Origin of the sequence: Sphingomonas echinoides ATCC 14820 (assembly GCF_000241465.1) — a bacterium.
Taxonomy (GTDB): Bacteria; Pseudomonadota; Alphaproteobacteria; order Sphingomonadales; family Sphingomonadaceae; genus Sphingomonas; species Sphingomonas echinoides.
Genome location: NZ_JH584235.1, coordinates 3,407,108 through 3,425,798, shown reverse-complemented (window position 1 = coordinate 3,425,798; position 18,691 = coordinate 3,407,108). Strand labels below are relative to the sequence as shown.

The 18,691-nt window shown below is 64.9% G+C and carries 21 protein-coding genes; 17 read left to right on the top strand and 4 right to left on the bottom strand.

What is annotated here, in order from left to right; genetic code table 11:
• Position 1 precedes the first annotated feature (1 nt).
• Positions 2-3,025 carry a M16 family metallopeptidase gene (locus tag ON00_RS15935; RefSeq protein ID WP_010407494.1) on the bottom strand — a complete coding sequence of 1,008 codons (3,024 nt, stop codon included), beginning with the start codon at positions 3,023-3,025 and terminating at the stop codon, positions 2-4.
• 43 nt (positions 3,026-3,068) lie between these two features.
• On the opposite strand from ON00_RS15935, the gene ON00_RS15930 reads away from it, so the two are divergent.
• The 14 genes from ON00_RS15930 to ON00_RS15870 all read left to right on the top strand — a co-directional run bounded on the left by ON00_RS15930 (position 3,069) and on the right by ON00_RS15870 (position 12,023).
• Positions 3,069-3,641 carry a NifU family protein gene (locus tag ON00_RS15930; protein WP_010407493.1) on the top strand — a complete coding sequence of 191 codons (573 nt, stop codon included), beginning with the start codon at positions 3,069-3,071 and terminating at the stop codon, positions 3,639-3,641.
• A complete protein-coding gene (locus tag ON00_RS15925; RefSeq protein WP_010407491.1) occupies positions 3,638-4,231 on the top strand; it encodes a malonic semialdehyde reductase in 594 nt (197 codons plus the stop codon). Before ON00_RS15930 ends, ON00_RS15925 begins: the two co-directional genes overlap by 4 nt.
• Positions 4,232-4,238: 7 nt before the next feature.
• Positions 4,239-4,868 (top strand): tRNA (adenosine(37)-N6)-threonylcarbamoyltransferase complex dimerization subunit type 1 TsaB, encoded by a 630-nt coding sequence (gene tsaB, locus ON00_RS15920; RefSeq protein WP_010407490.1) that lies wholly within the window; start codon positions 4,239-4,241, stop codon positions 4,866-4,868.
• On the top strand, positions 4,865-5,338 hold the full coding sequence (locus ON00_RS15915; RefSeq protein WP_010407489.1) for a GNAT family N-acetyltransferase: 474 nt from the start codon (positions 4,865-4,867) through the stop codon (positions 5,336-5,338). Before tsaB ends, ON00_RS15915 begins: the two co-directional genes overlap by 4 nt.
• A 131-nt stretch (positions 5,339-5,469) precedes the next feature.
• A complete protein-coding gene (locus ON00_RS15910; RefSeq protein WP_405131486.1) occupies positions 5,470-5,880 on the top strand; it encodes a Ros/MucR family transcriptional regulator in 411 nt (136 codons plus the stop codon).
• Positions 5,881-5,979: 99 nt separating this feature from the next.
• Positions 5,980-6,402 carry a Fur family transcriptional regulator gene (locus tag ON00_RS15905; RefSeq protein WP_010407487.1) on the top strand — a complete coding sequence of 141 codons (423 nt, stop codon included), beginning with the start codon at positions 5,980-5,982 and terminating at the stop codon, positions 6,400-6,402.
• Between the two features lie 4 nt (positions 6,403-6,406).
• Positions 6,407-7,237, top strand: coding sequence for a lysophospholipid acyltransferase family protein (locus ON00_RS15900; protein ID WP_010407485.1), 831 nt, complete (start codon positions 6,407-6,409; stop codon positions 7,235-7,237).
• A gap of 39 nt (positions 7,238-7,276) precedes the next feature.
• Positions 7,277-8,584: a tRNA (N6-isopentenyl adenosine(37)-C2)-methylthiotransferase MiaB gene (gene miaB / locus ON00_RS15895; RefSeq protein ID WP_010407484.1), complete on the top strand. Its 1,308-nt coding sequence runs from the start codon at positions 7,277-7,279 to the stop codon at positions 8,582-8,584.
• Between the two features lie 44 nt (positions 8,585-8,628).
• Positions 8,629-8,775 carry a hypothetical protein gene (locus tag ON00_RS20640; RefSeq protein WP_154651352.1) on the top strand — a complete coding sequence of 49 codons (147 nt, stop codon included), beginning with the start codon at positions 8,629-8,631 and terminating at the stop codon, positions 8,773-8,775.
• A gap of 88 nt (positions 8,776-8,863) precedes the next feature.
• A complete protein-coding gene (locus tag ON00_RS15890; RefSeq protein ID WP_010407481.1) occupies positions 8,864-9,865 on the top strand; it encodes a PhoH family protein in 1,002 nt (333 codons plus the stop codon).
• A gap of 51 nt (positions 9,866-9,916) precedes the next feature.
• Positions 9,917-10,171: a type II toxin-antitoxin system VapB family antitoxin gene (locus ON00_RS15885; protein WP_010407478.1), complete on the top strand. Its 255-nt coding sequence runs from the start codon at positions 9,917-9,919 to the stop codon at positions 10,169-10,171.
• Positions 10,168-10,566, top strand: a complete 399-nt coding sequence (locus tag ON00_RS15880; protein ID WP_010407476.1) for a type II toxin-antitoxin system VapC family toxin — start codon at positions 10,168-10,170, stop codon at positions 10,564-10,566. Before ON00_RS15885 ends, ON00_RS15880 begins: the two co-directional genes overlap by 4 nt.
• A complete protein-coding gene (gene ybeY, locus ON00_RS15875; protein ID WP_010407475.1) occupies positions 10,566-11,090 on the top strand; it encodes an rRNA maturation RNase YbeY in 525 nt (174 codons plus the stop codon). Before ON00_RS15880 ends, ybeY begins: the two co-directional genes overlap by 1 nt.
• 9 nt (positions 11,091-11,099) lie before the next feature.
• Positions 11,100-12,023 (top strand): hemolysin family protein, encoded by a 924-nt coding sequence (locus ON00_RS15870; RefSeq protein ID WP_010407474.1) that lies wholly within the window; start codon positions 11,100-11,102, stop codon positions 12,021-12,023.
• Positions 12,024-12,081: 58 nt separating this feature from the next.
• Here ON00_RS15870 and ON00_RS15865 read toward each other — a convergent pair whose 3' ends face one another.
• Positions 12,082-12,933 (bottom strand): LysR substrate-binding domain-containing protein, encoded by an 852-nt coding sequence (locus ON00_RS15865; RefSeq protein WP_029622993.1) that lies wholly within the window; start codon positions 12,931-12,933, stop codon positions 12,082-12,084.
• A gap of 100 nt (positions 12,934-13,033) precedes the next feature.
• On the opposite strand from ON00_RS15865, the gene ON00_RS15860 reads away from it, so the two are divergent.
• The 3 genes from ON00_RS15860 (at position 13,034) to ON00_RS15850 (ending at position 17,835) form a co-directional block, all read left to right on the top strand.
• Positions 13,034-14,068: a bile acid:sodium symporter family protein gene (locus ON00_RS15860; RefSeq protein ID WP_010407472.1), complete on the top strand. Its 1,035-nt coding sequence runs from the start codon at positions 13,034-13,036 to the stop codon at positions 14,066-14,068.
• A 124-nt stretch (positions 14,069-14,192) separates the two neighbouring features.
• Positions 14,193-16,394: a catalase/peroxidase HPI gene (katG, locus tag ON00_RS15855; RefSeq protein WP_010407471.1), complete on the top strand. Its 2,202-nt coding sequence runs from the start codon at positions 14,193-14,195 to the stop codon at positions 16,392-16,394.
• A 115-nt stretch (positions 16,395-16,509) separates the two neighbouring features.
• Positions 16,510-17,835 carry a PQQ-dependent sugar dehydrogenase gene (locus ON00_RS15850; RefSeq protein ID WP_010407469.1) on the top strand — a complete coding sequence of 442 codons (1,326 nt, stop codon included), beginning with the start codon at positions 16,510-16,512 and terminating at the stop codon, positions 17,833-17,835.
• Positions 17,836-17,944: 109 nt separating this feature from the next.
• Here the strand turns inward: ON00_RS15850 and ON00_RS15845 are convergent, their stop codons facing one another.
• Together ON00_RS15845 and ON00_RS15840 are read right to left on the bottom strand one after the other, a co-directional pair.
• On the bottom strand, positions 17,945-18,247 hold the full coding sequence (locus ON00_RS15845) for a polyhydroxyalkanoic acid system family protein (protein WP_010407467.1): 303 nt from the start codon (positions 18,245-18,247) through the stop codon (positions 17,945-17,947).
• A 10-nt stretch (positions 18,248-18,257) separates the two neighbouring features.
• Positions 18,258-18,674 carry a VOC family protein gene (locus ON00_RS15840; protein ID WP_029622991.1) on the bottom strand — a complete coding sequence of 139 codons (417 nt, stop codon included), beginning with the start codon at positions 18,672-18,674 and terminating at the stop codon, positions 18,258-18,260.
• Positions 18,675-18,691: the final 17 nt, after the last annotated feature.

Here is an 18,691-nt window from a genome sequence, read left to right as displayed (position 1 = left end):
GTCACTTCGCCTTCGGCACCACCTGCATCGTCCAGTCGCGATCGGGACGGAGATATTTTGCCGCCGTCGCCTGCAGGTCCGCCGCGGTCATGGACGAGATGTCCGAATAGAGATGGGTCAGCGCGGCGATGCGGGCGGGGTCATAGGTCGCGCCGTCGAGCTGGTTCATCCAGAACTGGTTTCCGGTCGATTGCCGCATGATCGATTGCTGCATCGGCCCGATCGTGCGCTTCAATTCGTCCTCATCGACGGGCTTGGCCACCAGCTCGGCGGCAATCTCGCGCGACAGCTTGAAAAACAGCGGGATGTTGTCGGGCGCGACTTGGCCGATCGCCATGATGCGCCCCCCGCTCGGCGTGCCGGTCGGCCACGAACTGGAGACGTTGGGGCTGTAGCTTGCCCCGGCTTGCGAGCGCAGCCGATCGAACAGGCGATCGCTGAAAATCGCCGCCAGCACGTCGAGACGGCGCGACTCGGTCGCGCCCGCGACGCCGCCGCCGGTCGGCCAGGCGATCACGGCGGCCGCCTGATTGTCCGGCCCGTCATGCGTGCGCACCACCGGCTGCAGGTTATGCGCCGGGAAGCGCACCGGCGGCACCACCACCCCCGTCGGCACCGCACGCGGCGGCAAGGCCCCCAGCGTCTTTTGCACCGCCGCGATCGCGGCATCGGCCTTGATGTCGCCGAACACCATCACCTCGATCGGCCCGGTCTTGAGCAATGGCTCCCACAGCGCGCGGAACGATTGCGGCGTAGTGGCGGTGATCGCCGCCAGGCTGGGGTTGCCCCAGCGCGGATCGCCATCGTGCAGCAAGCGTTCGAGATCGCGCGACAACACCCCTTCGGGCGACGAGTTTGAGCTCGGATATCCCGAAATCGCCACCGCCCGCGCGCGCAGCACCGGTGCCGGATCCCAGGCTGGGGCGGACAGCGCCGCTGCCATCAAGCGTAATTGATCGCCCAGATCGGTCGGCGAGGTCATCGCGTTATAGGTGAAGGCGTCCTCATCGATGCCGAAGTCGAGCCCGATCCGCCGACCCGAGGTCAGTTCGTCGAGATCGCCCTGGTTCAACTTGCCGATACCGCCTGCGGTCAGCGCAAGGCCGGCCGCCCACGCCGCCGTCTCGCGATCGGTCGGCAAGGCATTGTAGCCGCCACCGAAGCGCACGCGAACATAGACGCGGCTGTCCTCCGACGTGGTCGGATAGATCAGCACGCGCACGCCGTTCGACAGCGTATATTCCTGCATGTCGAATTCTTTGATCGGCGTGTGCGAGACGATTGTCGCCGGGGCCCCGAGTTTGGGCAATGCATCGAACGTCACCTTGCCCTGCTTGACGCGCTTGCCCGCAAGGCCTTTGACATCGACCTTGAGCGCGCCAGCGAGCTTTGTCTCGACGCCAGGTTCGGCGACCGGAGTCGAGATCAGGGCGCGGGTCGCGCTGCCCTGAAACAGCCGCCGGGTCGAGGCGAGGATCTTGTCGGGCGCGAAGAAGCCCTTTTTCTCGGCATCTTCGAAGACCTTCTGGATCGTCGAGGGCGCGGTCGTGGTCTCGCGAATGTCGAGCGCCTGCACCATGTCGTCGGCTTCCTTGCTACCGGCCTCGGCGCGATAGGTGTCGACCAGCGTCTTGAAGGCGATGCGCTCCTCGGCGAGCTCGCGCTCAATCTCGGCCTTGGTCGGCGGCGAGGCCTGCGCGTCGGCGATCACCGCGCGCACGTCTTTCAAGGCCGGCTCCCACGCCGAGCCAACCGGCAGAATCGTGACAAAGGTGCCGTTGGCCGAGCGCGACGGATCATCGAGCCGGACGGCGGCCGCGATAAAGCTGCCGCCCGAGCGCGCTCGCGTCTCCAGCCGACGGTTGATCACGGCGAGCGCGGTCGAGTCGGCCAGGCGCTTCTGGTTGAACAGGACGGTATCGTCATTGTAGCGCCAGGGCCGCAGGATCGCCATTTCGATCCGCGTCGGGATACCAGGCTCGACCACCGCCTTGGTCGTGATCTGCTTGGGATCGGGCACGCCGAAATCGGGGTCGGCGGGATTTGGGCCGGTGCCTTTCCAATCCGCGAAATTCTTCGCGACCATCAGTTCGAGCTTGGCCGGGTCGAAATCCCCGGCAATCACCACAAGGGCACGCTCGGGGCGATACCAGCGATCATGAAACGCCTTCACCGTTTCGGCGGTCGCCGCTTCCAGTTCGGCGACATGGCCGATCGGCGAACGATCGGCGAGCGGTTGCCCGGCAAAGAAGGTCGCGTTCAGCGCATCGATCACGCGCACTTGCGGCCCCGGTGCCTCGCGCTGCTCGGCGAGCACGGCGGGGCGTTCGGCATTGAGCGCTTGCGGCGTGATGTTGGGCTTGGACACCATGCCCGCCAGAATGTGCAGGCTCTCATCGATCCCGGCATCGGTCGCGCTGGGCAGATCGAGCTTGTAGACGGTCTGGGTCGGGGTGGTTTGCGCGTTGGTGTCCGACCCGAAGGTCGTCCCCATCCGCTGCCAGATCCGCTTGGCCTCGCCATCGGGCACATATTCCGAGCCGCGGAAGGAGAGATGCTCGATCATATGGGCAAAGCCGCGCTCGCCATCCTTTTCGTAGAGCGAGCCCGCATCAATCCGCACCCGCACCGAAATCTGCCCCGGCGGCACGCCATTCTTGCGCACCGCATAGCGCAGGCCGTTCTTCAACACCCCGAAATGCCATGCCGGATCGGGCGTGATATCGCTGCCCTTATAAAGCCAGGCCGCACGGCTGGCGATGGCAGCACCGGGGCGTCCATCGGTCGCGTCGGTGCTCGATGACGGCGTGGCCTGCTGCGCGTCGGCGCGGCTTTCGGGAGCCCTTACCGAATGCTGAGGAGCAGCGCCGATGGTCAGAAAGGCGAGAAGGGCGAGGCGCGCGGTGCGCGAATACACGATCATACCGGTCACGATAGCGCGGCGAACCCGCATCCGCCAGCGGCAGCCGATGTACGCCTGGCCGAGGATCGCATTTGGCGACGCTGCGTTTCCTATTCCCGACATATCCGCTCTTGCGCGCACGCCGCACGCGCGCCACATGCCAGCCATGCTGATCGAGACCGAAACAACGCCCAACCCGGCGACGCTCAAATTCCTTCCCAACCGGACGGTGATGGACGCGGGCACCCGCGATTTCGTCACCCCCGAAGAGGCCGAGGCCTCGCCGCTGGCCGAGGCTTTGTTCGGCTTGGGCGACGTGACGGGCGTGTTCTTCGGGCGCGATTTCGTTTCGGTCACGGCTGCCCCCGGCACCGACTGGAGCACCCTCAAGCCCGACGTGCTTGGCCTGTTGCTCGACCATTTCAGCGCTGACATGCCGCTCTTCCGTCCCGGCACCGCAGGCGCGATCAGCGTCCCTGCCGAAGACTCCTTTACCGACGATCCCGAAGATGCCGACATCGTCGCACAGATCAAGGACCTGATCGAAACCCGGATCCGCCCGGCGGTCGCCAATGATGGTGGCGATATCGTCTATCGCGGCTTTGAGAAGGGCAAGGTCTATCTGGCGATGCAGGGCGCGTGCGCCGGTTGCCCGTCGTCGAGCGCGACGCTGAAGAACGGCATCGAGCAATTGCTGCGGTATTACGTCCCCGAAGTCACCGAAGTGCGAGCTGTATGATGACCGTTTTGAACGACGCGACCCTGGACCAGATCTTCCGCACCGCGCGGAGCTATAACGGCTATACCGATGCGCCGGTCAGCGAGAGCGATCTGCACGCGATCTGGGAGCTGATGAAATGGGGCCCGACGTCGGCGAACCAGCTTCCAGGGCGCTTCGTCTGGTGCACCAGCGATGCCGCCAAGGCCAAGCTGGCCGAGTGCTGCTCGGCGCAGAACGCACCAAAGGTGCTCAACGCGCCGGTTACGGTCATCATCGGCATGGACCGCGACTTCCATAACTATCTGCCCGAGCTGTTCCCGCACGTCGACGCCAAAGCGTGGTTCGATGGCAATGCCGAGCTCCGCGCCGCCTCTGCCTTCCGCAATTCGACGCTGCAGGGCGCGTACTTCATCATCGCGGCGCGCGCGCTGGGGTTCGATACCGGGCCGATGTCGGGTTTCGATGCGGGCAAAGTCGATGCGGCCTTCTTCGCCGATACGCCGTCAGTCACCACCAACTTCATCTCGACGCTTGGCCATGGCGACCCCGCGACGATCTTTGATCGCCTGCCGCGCCCGGCGTTCGAGAAGTTCAACAGCATCGCCTGATCGCGGTTTGCGCACCCTCGTCATCGAAACCGCGACGGCGGCCTGCTCGGTCGCGTTGATCGAAGACACCCGCGTCGTCGCGCACGCCCATGAAATCGTGGGACGCGGCCATGCCGAGCGGCTGGTGCCGATGATCGCGGCCTTGCCCGAGGGCGGTCGCGCAGCCCACATTCTGGTCGATTGCGGGCCCGGCAGCTTTACCGGAATCCGCGTCGGCATCGCCGCCGCGCGCGGGCTTGCGCTCGGCTGGGGCGCAAGCCTCAGCGGCTATTCCTCGCTGCCGCTGCTGGCGGCAGCCGCCTTTTCGCGCGGCATGACGGGCGAGATTGCCGTCGTGCTGGAAGGCGGCCACGGCGAGGTGTTCCTGCAGGGGTTCAGCGCCCCACTTGCCGAAACCGGCCCGTTTGCCTCGCTACGTCCCGAAATGGCACTGGCGACTTTGGGCGGTCGGCGGGCGGTCGGTAACGGCGTGCGCTTCCTCACCGCGCTGGACCCGGCCGTGGCGGCCGAAGCCTGGCTGCCCGACGCCATGGATGCGGTGCTGCTGACGCCTGGCTTGGCCGGGTTGGAGCCGAAGCCCATTTATGGGCGCGCGCCCGACGCAAAACCGCAGGCGACTGCGGAAGCCGTCGCATGAGCACGATGCTGGGGATCGATTTGCGCAGCGGTGCCGTCGCCGATCTCGCGATCGTCGATCGAATCATGCAGGCTGCGTTTGATGCCCGTTTCGGAGAAGCGTGGACGCACAATCAAGTCCTGGGTCTGCTGGCCATGCCCGGTGTGTGGCTGACGATTGCCGAAGTTGGTGGAGAACCGGCCGGTTTTGCGCTGTGCCGCCGAGTTCTGGAAGAAGCGGAGTTGCTGCTGCTGGCAACCGCGCCGCATTTGCGGCGGCGCGGCGTTGCCGCTGCTTTGCTCCGCGCGGTCGCGTCCGACGCGTCGGCGCAAGGTGCGCGGACGCTCCACCTGGAAGTGCGTGACGGCAACGAAGCGATCAAGCTCTATAGCAACGAAGGCTTTGCAAAAGTCGGCGAGCGGCGAGATTACTATCGGGGACCTAACGGTCGCCTGTTCAATGCTCTGACATTTCGGCGGGACCTATCCTAACAATCCTGCCTAACAATACTGTCATGCGGCACAATACCTACTTGCGCGAAGCGTAAACAGGCGCGATAGGCGTCTCCCTGACGATGCGTAACAATCGTCCAGTTCGGTTGAAAGGATTATTAATGGACACCATGAACGAGCTTCAGGAGACTTTGATCACGCTGACCGCAGATATTGTTGCGGCCCATGTCAGCAACAATAGCGTTGCAGTTTCGGATCTTCCGGTGCTGATCGCTCACGTTCACGGTGCATTAAGCAACCTCGGCGGTCCCGCGCCGGTTGAAATCGTGAAGCAGGAGCCGGCTGTGTCGGTCCGCTCCTCGATCAAGCCCGACTTCATCGTGTGCCTGGAAGACGGCAAGAAATTGAAGATGCTCAAGCGTCACCTGATGACGCACTATCAGATGACCCCGGAGCAATATCGCGCGAAGTGGAATCTTCCTGCGGATTATCCGATGGTTGCACCGAATTACGCAGAACAGCGCCGCACGCTGGCCAAGAAGATTGGCCTCGGCACCAAGCGTCGCAAAGTCGTTCGCTAAGCCGTTTAGCCCCTCCCCGACGTGGGAGGGGCTGACCCTTTGCCTATTGCGAATCACTATCCCCTTTCGCAACAATCGCGAAACGCCTAAACGCCTCTCATGGCGCGTCACATCGATCTCGAAGCTCTCTGTGCAGAAAAAGGCCTGCGCATTACCGATCAGCGGCGCGTGATCGCGCGCGTGCTGTCCGATGCCGACGATCATCCCGATGTCGAGAAGGTGTATGAGCGCGCGTCGGCCATCGACCCCGGCATTTCGATCGCAACGGTGTACCGCACCGTCCGCCTGTTCGAGGAAGCCGGGATTCTCGACCGGCACGATTTCGGCGATGGCCGCTCGCGCTACGAGCCCGCGCCCGAGGCGCATCACGACCATTTGATCGACGTCGAGACCGGCAAGGTTATCGAATTCGTCGATCCCGAGCTCGAACAGCTCCAAAAAGCCATTGCGGAAAGACTCGGCTTCCGCCTGGTCGATCACCGCATGGAACTCTACGGCGTAGCGCTCGACCGCAAGGCCTGAGGCGATGCCGATTCGCCCCGAGGCCCGCGCCGCGGCGGCAGCAGGCAATCCGCCACCGTTGGGCTGGCTCGGCTGGTGGCGCTTGTGTATCCGCTCCACGCTGTTGGCGCTTGCCCTGCTGATCGCGATTCCCCCGCATTATTTGTGGCGGATCCTACATATTTCCTCGCCCTGGCCGCGCTTCTTCCTGGCGGCGGCCGCGAGGATTTGCGGTGCGCGCGTGAAGGTGAAGGGTGCCGCGCTGAAGCGCGATGTCTTCTACATCTCCAACCATGTCAGCTGGATCGACATCCTCGCCATTGCCGGAGCGAGCGGCACTGCGTTCGTCGCCAAGGCGGAAATCCGCGATGCACCGGTGGTCGGCTGGCTCGCCACGCTGAACCGTACCGTTTTCGTCGAGCGCGAGGATCGCCTGGGCGTTGCCGAACAGATCAACCGCCTGCGCGATGCGCTGGCCGAAACCTGGTCGGTCACCGTCTTCCCGGAGGGCACCACCACCGACGGTCGTTCGCTCTTTCCGTTCAAGACGCCGATGTTAAAGGTGCTGGAACCGCCACCGCCGGGGATTCTCGTGCAGCCGGTGTTGCTCGATTATGGCGCGGCGAGCGAGGAAATCTCCTGGATCGGCGTTGAAACGGGCAAAGACAATGCCGTGCGCCTGCTCGCCCGGCGCGGCACGTTTCGCATGACCGTGACCTTCCTGGAACCGTTCCACCCGCGCGACTTTCCGGGGCGCAAAGCCATCGCCGCCGAAAGCCGCCGTCGCATCGAAGAAGCGCTGATCCGCGCGATCGGTCGCCCGCTGCAGCCCTTTACCGGGCACCCGCAACCGTAATTTGTCACGCTGGCGCGGCGCGCCTATAGCCCGCTCATCATGAAACCCGCGCCCAAAACCTATGCCGTAAAGTCCTTCGGCTGCCAGATGAACGTCTATGACGGCGACCGGATGGCCGAATTGATGGCCGCGCAGGGCCTGACCCAGGCCGATCCAACCGAGGCCGATCTGGTCGTGCTCAACACCTGCCACATTCGCGAACGCGCGACCGAGAAGGTCTATTCGGACATCGGACGGCTGCGCAAGGAAGCGCTCCGCGACATCGGCCGCGCGCCGATGATCGCCGTCGCCGGCTGCGTCGCGCAGGCTGAAGGGGCGGAGATCGTGCGCCGCGCCAAGGTCGATGTGGTGGTGGGGCCGCAAGCCTATCACAATCTGCCCGAACTGGTGGCGCGGGCGGCGCGCGGCGAATCCGCGCTGGATACCGATATGCCGGTCGACATGAAGTTCGGCCATCTGCCCGCGCGCCGCCGCGTGCCGCCGAGCGCGTTCCTGACGGTGCAGGAAGGCTGCGACAAATTCTGCACCTATTGCGTGGTGCCCTATACGCGCGGCGCCGAAGTCTCGCGCGGCTGGGACCAGATCGTCGACGAAGCCAAAGCGCTGGTCGATGCGGGCGCGCGCGAACTGACGCTGCTGGGGCAGAACGTCAACGCCTGGAGCGACGATACGCGCGGTCTGCATGATCTCATCGCGGCGCTCGCCGAGATCCCGGCGCTGGCGCGGATCCGCTATACCACCAGCCACCCCAATGACATGACGCAGGGGTTGATCGACGCGCATGGTGACATCGAGAAACTGATGCCGTTCCTGCATTTGCCCGTGCAATCGGGCAGCGACCGCGTGCTGCAGGCGATGAACCGCAGCCACAGCCGCGATTCCTATCTGCGCATCCTCGACCGCGTCCGCGCGCGCCGCCCCGACATCGCGCTGTCGGGCGATTTCATCGTCGGCTTTCCCGGCGAGACCGACGCCGATTTCGAGGAGACACTGAGCCTGGTCGACGCGGTCGGCTATGCCCAGGCCTATAGTTTCAAATACAGCCCGCGCCCCGGCACCCCCGCCGCGACCATGGCCGAGCAGATCCCTGAAGCGGTGATGGACGAACGGCTCCAGCGGCTCCAGGCCGCGCTCAACCGCGATCAGGCCGCGTTCAACGCCGCCACCGTCGGCCGCACGTGCCAGCTGCTGCTGGAGCGGCCCGGCAAGTTGCCGGGGCAGTTGATCGGCAAGAGCCCGTGGCTGCAATCGGTCCATCTCGTCAGCGATGCCGCGATCGGGGACCTGGTCGAGGTAACGCTGGCCGAAGCCGGGGCAAATTCCATGCTGGGAACGTTGGCAGGCTAACCTCTCCCCTCGACACCGCCCAACAAAACGCCCAAATAGGGGCCATGTCGAAGCCCGCGCCAACCGATCTCGTTCCGCCGCAATGGAAGCGCAATCCGGTCGCCTTGTGGGTCTATATCGCGGCGGGCGTCGGCATGATCCTGTTGTCGGGCGCGCGCATCGTGCTCGAACGCGTCGGGCTGCGACGCTGACGCCTCGGTCAGCACGCTCGACGCCGCTTTCCGCTACCACGCGGCCCTTTCCTGATTTGTTGCCCACCCAACCGAGCAAAGGAAACGCATGAGCCGCAAGCCTGTACCCGCGCAATCCGGTGACCGCAGCCGGACCGAACTGGTGTTCGACCGGCCCCAATTGATGGCGCAACTGTTCGGCGAGTTCGACCAGAATCTGCTCGCGCTGGAGAACAAGCTCGGCGTCTATATCACCGCGCGCGGAAACAAGGTGGGGCTGGAGGGCAGCGCCGAGGCCGTCGCGCAAGCACGCGATGTGCTGCACGGGCTCTACAACCGCATCGTGCGCGGCGAAGTGGTCGACCCCGGCCTGATCGACGCGGTCATCGCCATGTCGAGCGAGCCGACGCTCGCCGGTATCATCCAGGCCGATGCCGGTGGCGGCGCGGTGCCGCAAATCATGATCCGCACGCGCAAGAAGACGATCGTGCCGCGCACCATCGCCCAAGCGCACTACATGCGGCAATTGCTCAATAACGACATTATCTTCGCGCTTGGGCCAGCGGGCACCGGCAAGACCTATATCGCGGTCGCGCAAGCCGTCGCGCAGCTCATCACCGGCAGCGTGCAGCGGCTGATCCTGTCGCGTCCGGCGGTGGAGGCGGGCGAGAAACTGGGCTTCCTGCCCGGCGACATGAAGGAGAAGGTCGATCCCTATCTCCGCCCGCTGTACGACGCGCTCAACGACTGTCTGCCCGCCGAGCAGGTCGAACGACGCATCGCCAGCGGCGAGATCGAGATCGCGCCGATCGCCTTCATGCGCGGGCGCACGCTGGCCGATGCCTTCATCATCCTCGACGAAGCGCAGAACACCACGCCTGCGCAGATGAAGATGTTCCTCACCCGCTTCGGCGAGAACAGCCGAATGGTGATTTGCGGCGACCCCAAGCAGACCGATCTTCCCGGCGGGATGAATGCCTCCGGGCTGAACGACGCGGTCGGGCGGCTGGAGGGTGTCGAAGGGCTGTCGATCTGCCGCTTCGGCAGCGGCGACGTGGTGCGCCACCCGATCGTCGGGCGGATTGTCGAGGCGTATGAGGGGACGAGTTAGTTGACGATCGGGATATCCCTGAATTATACAGGGGATATCCCGGAGAGTCCGATGGCCTCGCTCTATATCAAGAATTCCGACACAGCCGATCTCGCGCGTGAGGTCGCCGCCTTGCTTGGCACGAGCAAGACCGCTGCCGTTCACGACGCGCTCGAACATCGCAAACGCGCGCTTGAGGCGGAGCGAAGCCGCAGCATTCACGATCGGCTGGCGGCTTGGCGAGCGGAGCACCCGCTCGGCGAAGCGACGGGGCTCGAAGCCGACAAGGCATTCTACGATTCGCTGAACGATGAGGAGGAGGATTGATCCTCTTTCTCGATGCGTCCGCGATGGTCGCGATGATGACTGGAGAACCCGGTTCAGCCGCGATCGAGGAACGCTTCGGCGCGGCGGACGAAGTCCTGTGTTCGGCCCTCTCGCTGTGGGAGGCAGCGCGCGCGGTGGCCCGCAAGCGCACTCTTCCGATCGCCTTTGCCTATTCCGAAATCGAGACGTTCATAGCCCATTTTGCGATCCGTCTCGTGCCCATTGGCGCGCTCGAAAGCCACGCCGCCGTTGACGCGCACAATCGCTATGGCAAAGGCAGCGGCCATACCGCTAAGCTCAACATGGGCGATTGCTTCGCTTATGCCTGCGCCAAAACCAACGACGCCACATTGCTCTACACGGGCAACGACTTTGCAAACACGGACATGGCCTGATGCTTGAAATCGCCCTCTCGCGCGAAGACGTGTGGCCCGAGCAGGATTGGGAGGCGCTCGCCACCCGCGCCGCGACCGCAGCGATGGAGCGCACGCCGCATGGGCCGTTGCTCACCGTCACCGCCACGGTCGAAATCTCGATCCGGCTGACCGACGATGCCGAGGTGCAGACGCTCAACGCCCAGTATCGCCAGAAGGACAAGCCGACCAACGTGCTGTCCTTCCCGATGGTGCAGGCCGATCTGCTCGACACGATCGACCAAAATAGCGACGCCAATGACACTTGGGGGGGCGAGATCCTGCTCGGCGACATCGTGCTCGCTTATGAGACGTGCGTGCGCGAGGCCGCCGAAAAAGGCGTGAGCGTCGATGATCATGCGTCGCATTTGATCGTGCATGGCACGCTGCATTTGCTAGGGTATGATCATCTGGACGATCGCGAGGGCGATGCGATGGAGGCGATCGAGGTCGACGCGCTCACCGCCCTTGGGATCGCCAACCCTTATTGTCTCGAAGAGGACTGAACGACCGCCATGCCCGACGGCCAAAGTACGACCGGCACCGCCAGCCATCTCGGCGGTGCCTCGCATAATGAAACCAGCATCTGGCGGAGCTTCCGCAGCTGGATTTCGGGTCATTCGGGCGACGAGTCGCTCCGCGCCACGCTGGAGGAAGCGATCGACGCGCATGAGGATGACCCCGCGCCCGACGCCAAGGGCGATCTCTCTCCGCTCGAACGCACGATGGTGCGCAACCTGCTCCATTTCGGCGAGCGTGATGCGGGCGATGTCGGCGTGCCGCGCGCGGACATCGTCGCGGTCGAGGAGCAGACCAGCTTCGCCGATCTCGTGCAGCTGTTCGCCGAGGCAGGGCATAGCCGCCTGCCGGTCTATCGCGAGAAGCTCGATACGATCATCGGCATGGTCCATATCAAGGACGTGTTCGCGATCCTCGCCACCGGGGCCGAGCATCCGGCGAGCATCGCCGCGCTGATCCGCGAGCCGCTTTATGTGCCGATGTCGCGTGGTGCGCTCGACCTGCTGGCCGACATGCGCCAGAAGCGCGTGCATCTCGCGATCGTGCTCGACGAATATTTCGGGACCGAGGGCCTCGTCACGATCGAGGATCTGATCGAGGAGATCGTCGGCGACATTGAGGATGAGCATGACGATGCGCCGCATTCGCTGCTCGTGCCCTTGGACGGCGGTGCCTGGGATGCCGATGCCCGCGCCGAGTTGGAGGATGTCGGCGAGACGATCGACCCGCGCCTGGCCGAGGTGGATGGCGACATCGACACGATCGGCGGCCTCGCCGCGGTGCTCGCCGGGCACATGCCGCATGTCGGCGAATGCCTGGTGCATGACAGCGGCTGGACGCTGGAAATCACCGCCGCCGACACGCGCCGCGTGCTGGGCGTGCGGCTGCACCCGCCCAAGGCCGAGCCTGAGCACGCGTAGCCAAGCGAGAAAGTGACCCGAAAACGGCGTCGTTGCCGCGTTGCGCAGTCGGAATGCGCTACCCGCTGCCCGCCCAGGACAGGATCGATTTGGTCAGCGCCTCCGCCACGGGCTCGCCCCGCCCGGGGCCGAGGATCACGAATTCCATCTCGGGCAAGACGGGCAGTGCGGCATCGGCCGTAACGCGAGCGAGGCCCGCTGGCAGTAAACGCAGCGAATGCGGCATCATGCCAAGGCCAGCGCGCGCGGCGGCGGTCAAGCCGCTGAGGCTCGCGCTGGTGAAGGCGACGCGCCACGGTCGACGCGCCTGATCGAGCGTGGCGATCGCCATGGCACGGGTGACGCTGGGTGGCGGATAGAGCAAGAGTGCCAGCGCGCCGTCCGCATCCGGCTGATAGCCAGGGCGCGATACCCATTCGACCGCTTCGCGCCACGCCGTTACGCCGCGCGGATCGCCCGAGCGGCGTTTGACGAAGATGATATCGAGCGTGCCGGCGTCGAACGCATCGTAGAGAGTCTGGCTGAGCCCTGCAGTCACAACCAAATCCACCTCCGGGTGGCGCCGCGCGAAACTGGCCAGCACATCGGGCAGCGCCGACAGCACGAAATCCTCGGACGCGCCAAAACGCAAGCGCCCGCGCAAAGGCGTGCCGGACACCTGCCGCTCTAGCGCGCCATAGGCATCGAGAATGCGCCGCGCAGGATCGATCAAGGTCTCGCCATCGACCGTCAGCGCCACCCTGTGGGTATCGCGCGCGAACAAGGCACGCCCCAGGATCGTCTCCAACCGTTTGATTTGCTGGCTGACGGTCGATTGGCGGGTGCCGAGCGCACGCGCCGCCGCGGTAAAGCTCCCCGTCTCGGTTACGGTCACGAAGGCGACCAGCAAATCGGGGTGGGCGGCATCCATGGTAATCATATTATGTGATAACTGTTATCGCTGCCATCACAATTGTGCGTAAGCGGTTTGGAGCATAAATGGGCGGGGCCTCCTTCAGGATGTTTTTGCCATGCCCACTGTCCGCTCGCTGATCGCGCGTTCCCCGATCGACCCATATTTGCTGCTGTTGATCGGCACGGTCGGGCTGGCCATTCTTTTGCCCGCGCGCGGCTCCGCCCAGCCGCTGGCGGAAAGCGCGGTGACGGTCGCGGTCGGGCTGCTGTTTTTCCTCTATGGCGCACGCCTTTCGCCCGCAGCGGTATGGGCGGGGATTTCGCATTGGCGGCTGCAATCGCTGGTGTTCGCCAGCACCTTCATGATCTTCCCGATCATCGGCCTGGGTGCATCCTGGGCGGTGCGCGGCGTGCTGCCGCCCGATATTGGCGTGGGCCTGCTCTATCTGTGCCTGTTGCCCTCGACCGTGCAATCCTCGATCGCCTTCACCGCGATCGCGCGCGGCAATGTGCCTGCCGCTTTGTGCAGTGCCTCGCTCTCCAATCTGCTTGGCGTCGTGCTGACCCCAGTGCTGGTGGCGGTGCTGCTGTCCACCGCCGGGGGCGGCTTTTCGATCACGGCGATCGAGGGCATCGCCTTGCAAATTCTGTTGCCGTTCGTCGCCGGGCAAGCGGTGCGGCCGTGGATCGGGGTGTGGCTGTTGCGCCACCGCACGCTGACCGCGGTGGTTGATCGCGGCTCGATCCTGCTGGTGGTCTATGCCGCGTTCAGCGCGGGCGTCGTCGCGGGCGTGTGGACCAGCCTGTCGGTGTCCGACCTGGTGATCGTGCTGGCGATCGACCTGGTGATCCTGGCGATCATCATCGGCGTGACCACCCTGCTCAGCCGCCGCCTGGGGTTTTCGACCGAGGACGAGATCGCGATCGTGTTTTGCGGATCGAAGAAGAGCATGGCGGGCGGCATTCCGATGGCGACGATCCTGTTCGCCGGGCATGCGGTCAGCTTGATCGTGTTGCCGCTGATGCTGTTCCACCAGGCGCAATTGTTCGTCTGCGCGACGCTGGCACGCCGTTATGCCAAGCGGCCGATCAAGGACGCGCCGCCCGCCGCCGTGCAGCCTAGGCCGGTTCGCATCGCGACGAGCGCATGAATGGCACAGCGCCCTGGTTCATATTAGCCGACCGATCACTCTTGGCGGATTAATCCATTTCTCCGATCAACGCCGTCATGGCATCCTCTGCGCAAGCCAACCAGAAACCGCAATGGAGACTGCCATGAATGCCGAAACGAAATGCCCGATGGGTGCAGGCAAGGTGGATGGCAATGCCGTCCTGTTCGAAATGACCAACCGTCTGTGGTGGCCGAACCAGCTTGACCTGTCGGTGCTGCACCAGAACCCGCCCGCCGGCGACCCGATGGACCCCGATTTCGATTATGCCGAGGCGTTTAAGGGCCTCGATCTGGCGGCGGTGAAGGCCGACATCTTCGCGCTGATGACCGACTCGCAGGACTGGTGGCCGGCCGATTTCGGCCATTATGGGCCGCTGTTCATCCGCATGGCGTGGCACAGCGCGGGCACGTACCGCATTGGCGACGGACGCGGTGGCGCGGGCAGCGGGCAGCAGCGCTTCGCCCCGCTCAACAGCTGGCCGGACAATGCCAATCTCGACAAGGCGCGCATCCTGTTGTGGCCGATCAAGCAGAAATATGGCCGGGCTTTGTCCTGGGCCGATCTGCTGATCCTGACCGGCAATTGCGCGCTGGAATCGATGGGGTTCAAGACCGCTGGCTTCGCCGGTGGCCGCGTCGATGTGTGGGAACCCGCGACCGACGTGAATTGGGGCGCCGAGCGCGAATGGCTGCAGACCAGCGAAAAGCCGGGTGGCCGCTATTCGGGCGAGCGCGAACTCGCCAACCCGCTGGCGGCGGTGCAGATGGGGCTGATCTACGTCAATCCCGAAGGCCCGGACGGTAACCCCGATCCCGTGCTCGCCGCGCACGACATTCGCGAGACCTTCGCGCGCATGGCGATGAATGACGAGGAAACCGTCGCTTTGATCGCGGGCGGGCACACGTTCGGCAAGACGCATGGTGTCGCCGTGCCTGACCAATATGTCGGCCCCGAACCCGAAGGTGCGGGCATCGAGCAGCAGGGTCTGGGCTGGGCCAACAGCTATGGCAGCGGCAATGGTGCCGACACCATCACCAGCGGCCTGGAAGTGACCTGGACGCAGGAGCCGACCAAATGGACCAACCTGTTTTTCGACAACCTGTTCGGCCATGAGTGGGAACTGACCAAGAGCCCGGCGGGCGCGCATCAATGGGTCGCCAAGGATGCGGCGGAAGACGTGCCCGACGCGCATATCGCCGGTAAGACGCATCGCCCGACGATGCTGACGACCGACCTCGCGTTGCGCTTCGACCCTATTTACGGGCCGATTTCGAAGCGTTTTCATGAAAACCCAGACCAGTTCGCGACCGCTTTTGCCGAGGCGTGGTATAAGCTGACCCACCGCGACATGGGGCCGCATGTGCGGATGCTGGGCGCGGAAGTCCCCGCCGAGCCGCGCATCTGGCAGGACCCGGTTCCCGCGCCCACGCATCCGCTGATCGACGAGGCCGATGCGGCGGCGTTGAAGGCCCAGATCCTGGGCTCGGGCCTTTCGATCTCGCGGCTGGTGAAGACGGCGTGGGCCTCGGCCTCCACCTTCCGCGGCACCGACAAGCGCGGCGGGGCGAATGGCGCACGCATCCGGCTTGCCCCGCAAAAGGATTGGGCGGTTAACGAGCCGGTCGAACTCGCCGAGACGCTCGCCAAGCTGGAAGCGATCCAGGCGGCGTTCAACGCAGGTGGCAAGACAGTGTCGCTGGCTGATCTGATCGTGCTCGGCGGCAATGCTGCGGTGGAGGCGGCGGCGAAGAAGGCCGGGCATGATGTGACCGTGCCGTTCACACCGGGCCGCACCGACGCCAGCCAGGAGCAGACCGACGCGCATTCCTTTGCGCCGCTCGAGCCCAAGGTTGATGGCTTCCGCAACTATGTCGGTGGGCCCTTGCCCTATTCTGCCGAGGAACTGCTGGTCGATCGCGCGCAATTGCTGACGCTGTCTGCACCGGAAATGACGGTGCTGGTCGGTGGCCTGCGCGTGCTGGGCGCGAACTTCGGTGGTTCCACCCACGGCGTGTTCACCGATCGGCCCGAAACGCTGACCAACGACTTCTTCGTCAATTTGCTCAAGACCAGCACGGCGATGAAGTGGACGGCGAGCGAGGACGGCGTGTTCGTCGCGCGCGACCGCAAGACCGGGGCCGAGCACTGGGCAGGCACGCGGGTGGACCTGATCTTCGGCTCCAACTCGCAATTGCGCGCGCTGGCCGAGGCCTATGCTACCGACGATGCCGCCGACGCCTTTGTCCGCAAATTCGTCGCGGCGTGGACCAAGGTGATGAACCTCGACCGGTTCGACGTGGCGTGATCCGGCCGATCCGCTGAACCGAGAAGGGCCGTCGACCACAGGTCGGCGGCCCTTTCCCGTTTTAATCGGGCAGAATCGCCTTCCCCTCCCCCGCTCCACCCCCTAGTTTGCGGCCATGCGCAAACACATCCTCATCATCCTCGCGATCGTCCTCGTCCTCGCGGGGGCCGTCATCTGGTGGGCGGTGCAGCCCGACGTGGCAACGCTGCCGATCGCCAAGGTCGAGGGCGAACGCCCCACCATCTCCGCCCCGCGCGACCAGACCATCCCGACCATCGCGGTGGCCGATGCGGTCGGCTGGAAGGATGGCGCAAGGCCAGTGGCAGCACCCGGGCTGAAGGTGGTGCCCTTCGCCAATGGGCTTGACCACCCGCGCTGGCTTTACCGGCTGGCCAATGGCGACATTCTGGTCGCCGAGACCAATTCGCCCCCGCGCAAGGTCGCCGGCATCGCCGATGTGGTGATGGGGTATCTGATGAAAAAGGGCGGTGCCGGGGTCGCCTCGCCCAACCGCATCCGGCTGTTGCGCGATACCGATGGGGACGGCGTGGCCGAGTTGCAGACGGTGCTGATCGGCGGGCTCAACTCGCCCACCGGCATGGCGCTAATGGGCGGCTATCTCTACATTTCCGATACCGATGCGCTGCTGCGCGTGCCGTTCACGCCCGGGCAGACCCAGATCACCGCCAAGCCTGAGAAGGTCATCCCGCTGAGCGGTGGCGGCAACCATTGGGCGCGCACGCTGCTCGCTGATCCGGCAGGCAAATATCTGTATGTCGGCGTCGGCTCCTCCACCAACATCGCCGATAACGGGCTCGATGCCGAGAAATACCGCGCCAACATCCTGCAGGTCGATCCAGTCGCCAAGAGCTTCCGCGTGTTCGGGGCTGGCTTGCGCAACCCGCAGGGCATGGCGTTCGAGCCGAAATCGGGCGCGCTGTGGGTCGCAGTCAACGAACGCGACATGCTGGGGTCGGACATCGTGCCCGATTACATCACCCGCGTTGGCCTGGGCGACAATTTCGGCTGGCCCTGGTATTATTGGGGTGGCTATCCCGATGCGCGGGTGAAGCCCGAAAATCCGGCGCTACAGGAATATTCCAAGCGCCCCGATTTCGCGATGGGGCCGCATGTGGCCGCGCTTGGCCTGACCTTCGCGCAGGACGCGAAATTGGGCCCGAACTTCGCCAATGGCGCGTTCGTCGGCGAGCATGGTTCTTGGAACCGGGTGCCGGTGTCGGGCTATAAAGTCGCCTATGTGCCGTTCGGCGATCTTGGCTTCCCCAAAAAGGGAGCGAAGCCGGTTGATGTGTTGACCGGCTTCCTCAACGCCAAGGGCCAGGCACAGGGCCGCCCGGTCGGCGTGATCACCGATGCCACCGGCGCGCTGCTGGTGGCGGATGATGTGGGGAACACGATCTGGCGGGTGAGCGTGAAATAACGCCTCACCCGCGTCACCCCGGCCCCGTGCCGGGGTCCACCGAGCACCAAGACGATCCCCCGCAGGAGATGCGTCGCGGTGGATGCCGGGACGAGCCCGGCATGACGGATCACTCCAGCAGCTTTGGCGCTTCCTTGGCGAGTTTTGCGCGGATCTTGTCGGCGAAGAGCGCGAGAAACGGCGGCAAGTCGATTTCGGCGCGGACCTTGTCGGCGGCCACAGTCAGGCGGCTGGCGACGCGCTGGCCCAAAGCGGCGACGGTGAAGTGCAGCGTATCGCCTTCCCAGCGGTGATCGACCGCCGCCCCGCCGGGGAACATCGCGGCCAATTTGCCGATGCGGCCATCGACGCGCGCGCGGGCGGCGGCGAGGCCGAGCTGGTGGGGAAATTCGACGATGATCGGTTCGCTCATGTCCGGTCCTTTAGGTCGCGAACAGCATCGCGTCATCGGCAAACGCCTTGAACTCGAGCGCGTTGCCGCTGGGATCATAAAAGAACATCGTCGCCTGCTCGCCCGGCTGGCCGACGAAGCGGATGTGCGGGGCGATGCCGAAGCGTGTGCCCGCCGCCGTCAGCCGATCGGCGAGCGCTTTCCAGTCGGCCATGGTCAGCACCACGCCGAAATGCGGAACGGGCACGTCATGGCCAGCGACCGGATTGGAGACGGTGACGGGCGTCGCGGTGGGATCGAGATGCGCGACGATCTGGTGGCCGTAGAGATCGAAATCGATCCATGCGTCCGAGCTGCGGCCTTCGCTGCAGCCGAGCGTCCCGACGTAAAAAGCACGCGCGGCGGCGAGATCGTGGACCGGGAAGGCGAGGTGGAAGGGGCGGGTCATGGAGGTGGTGTAGCAAG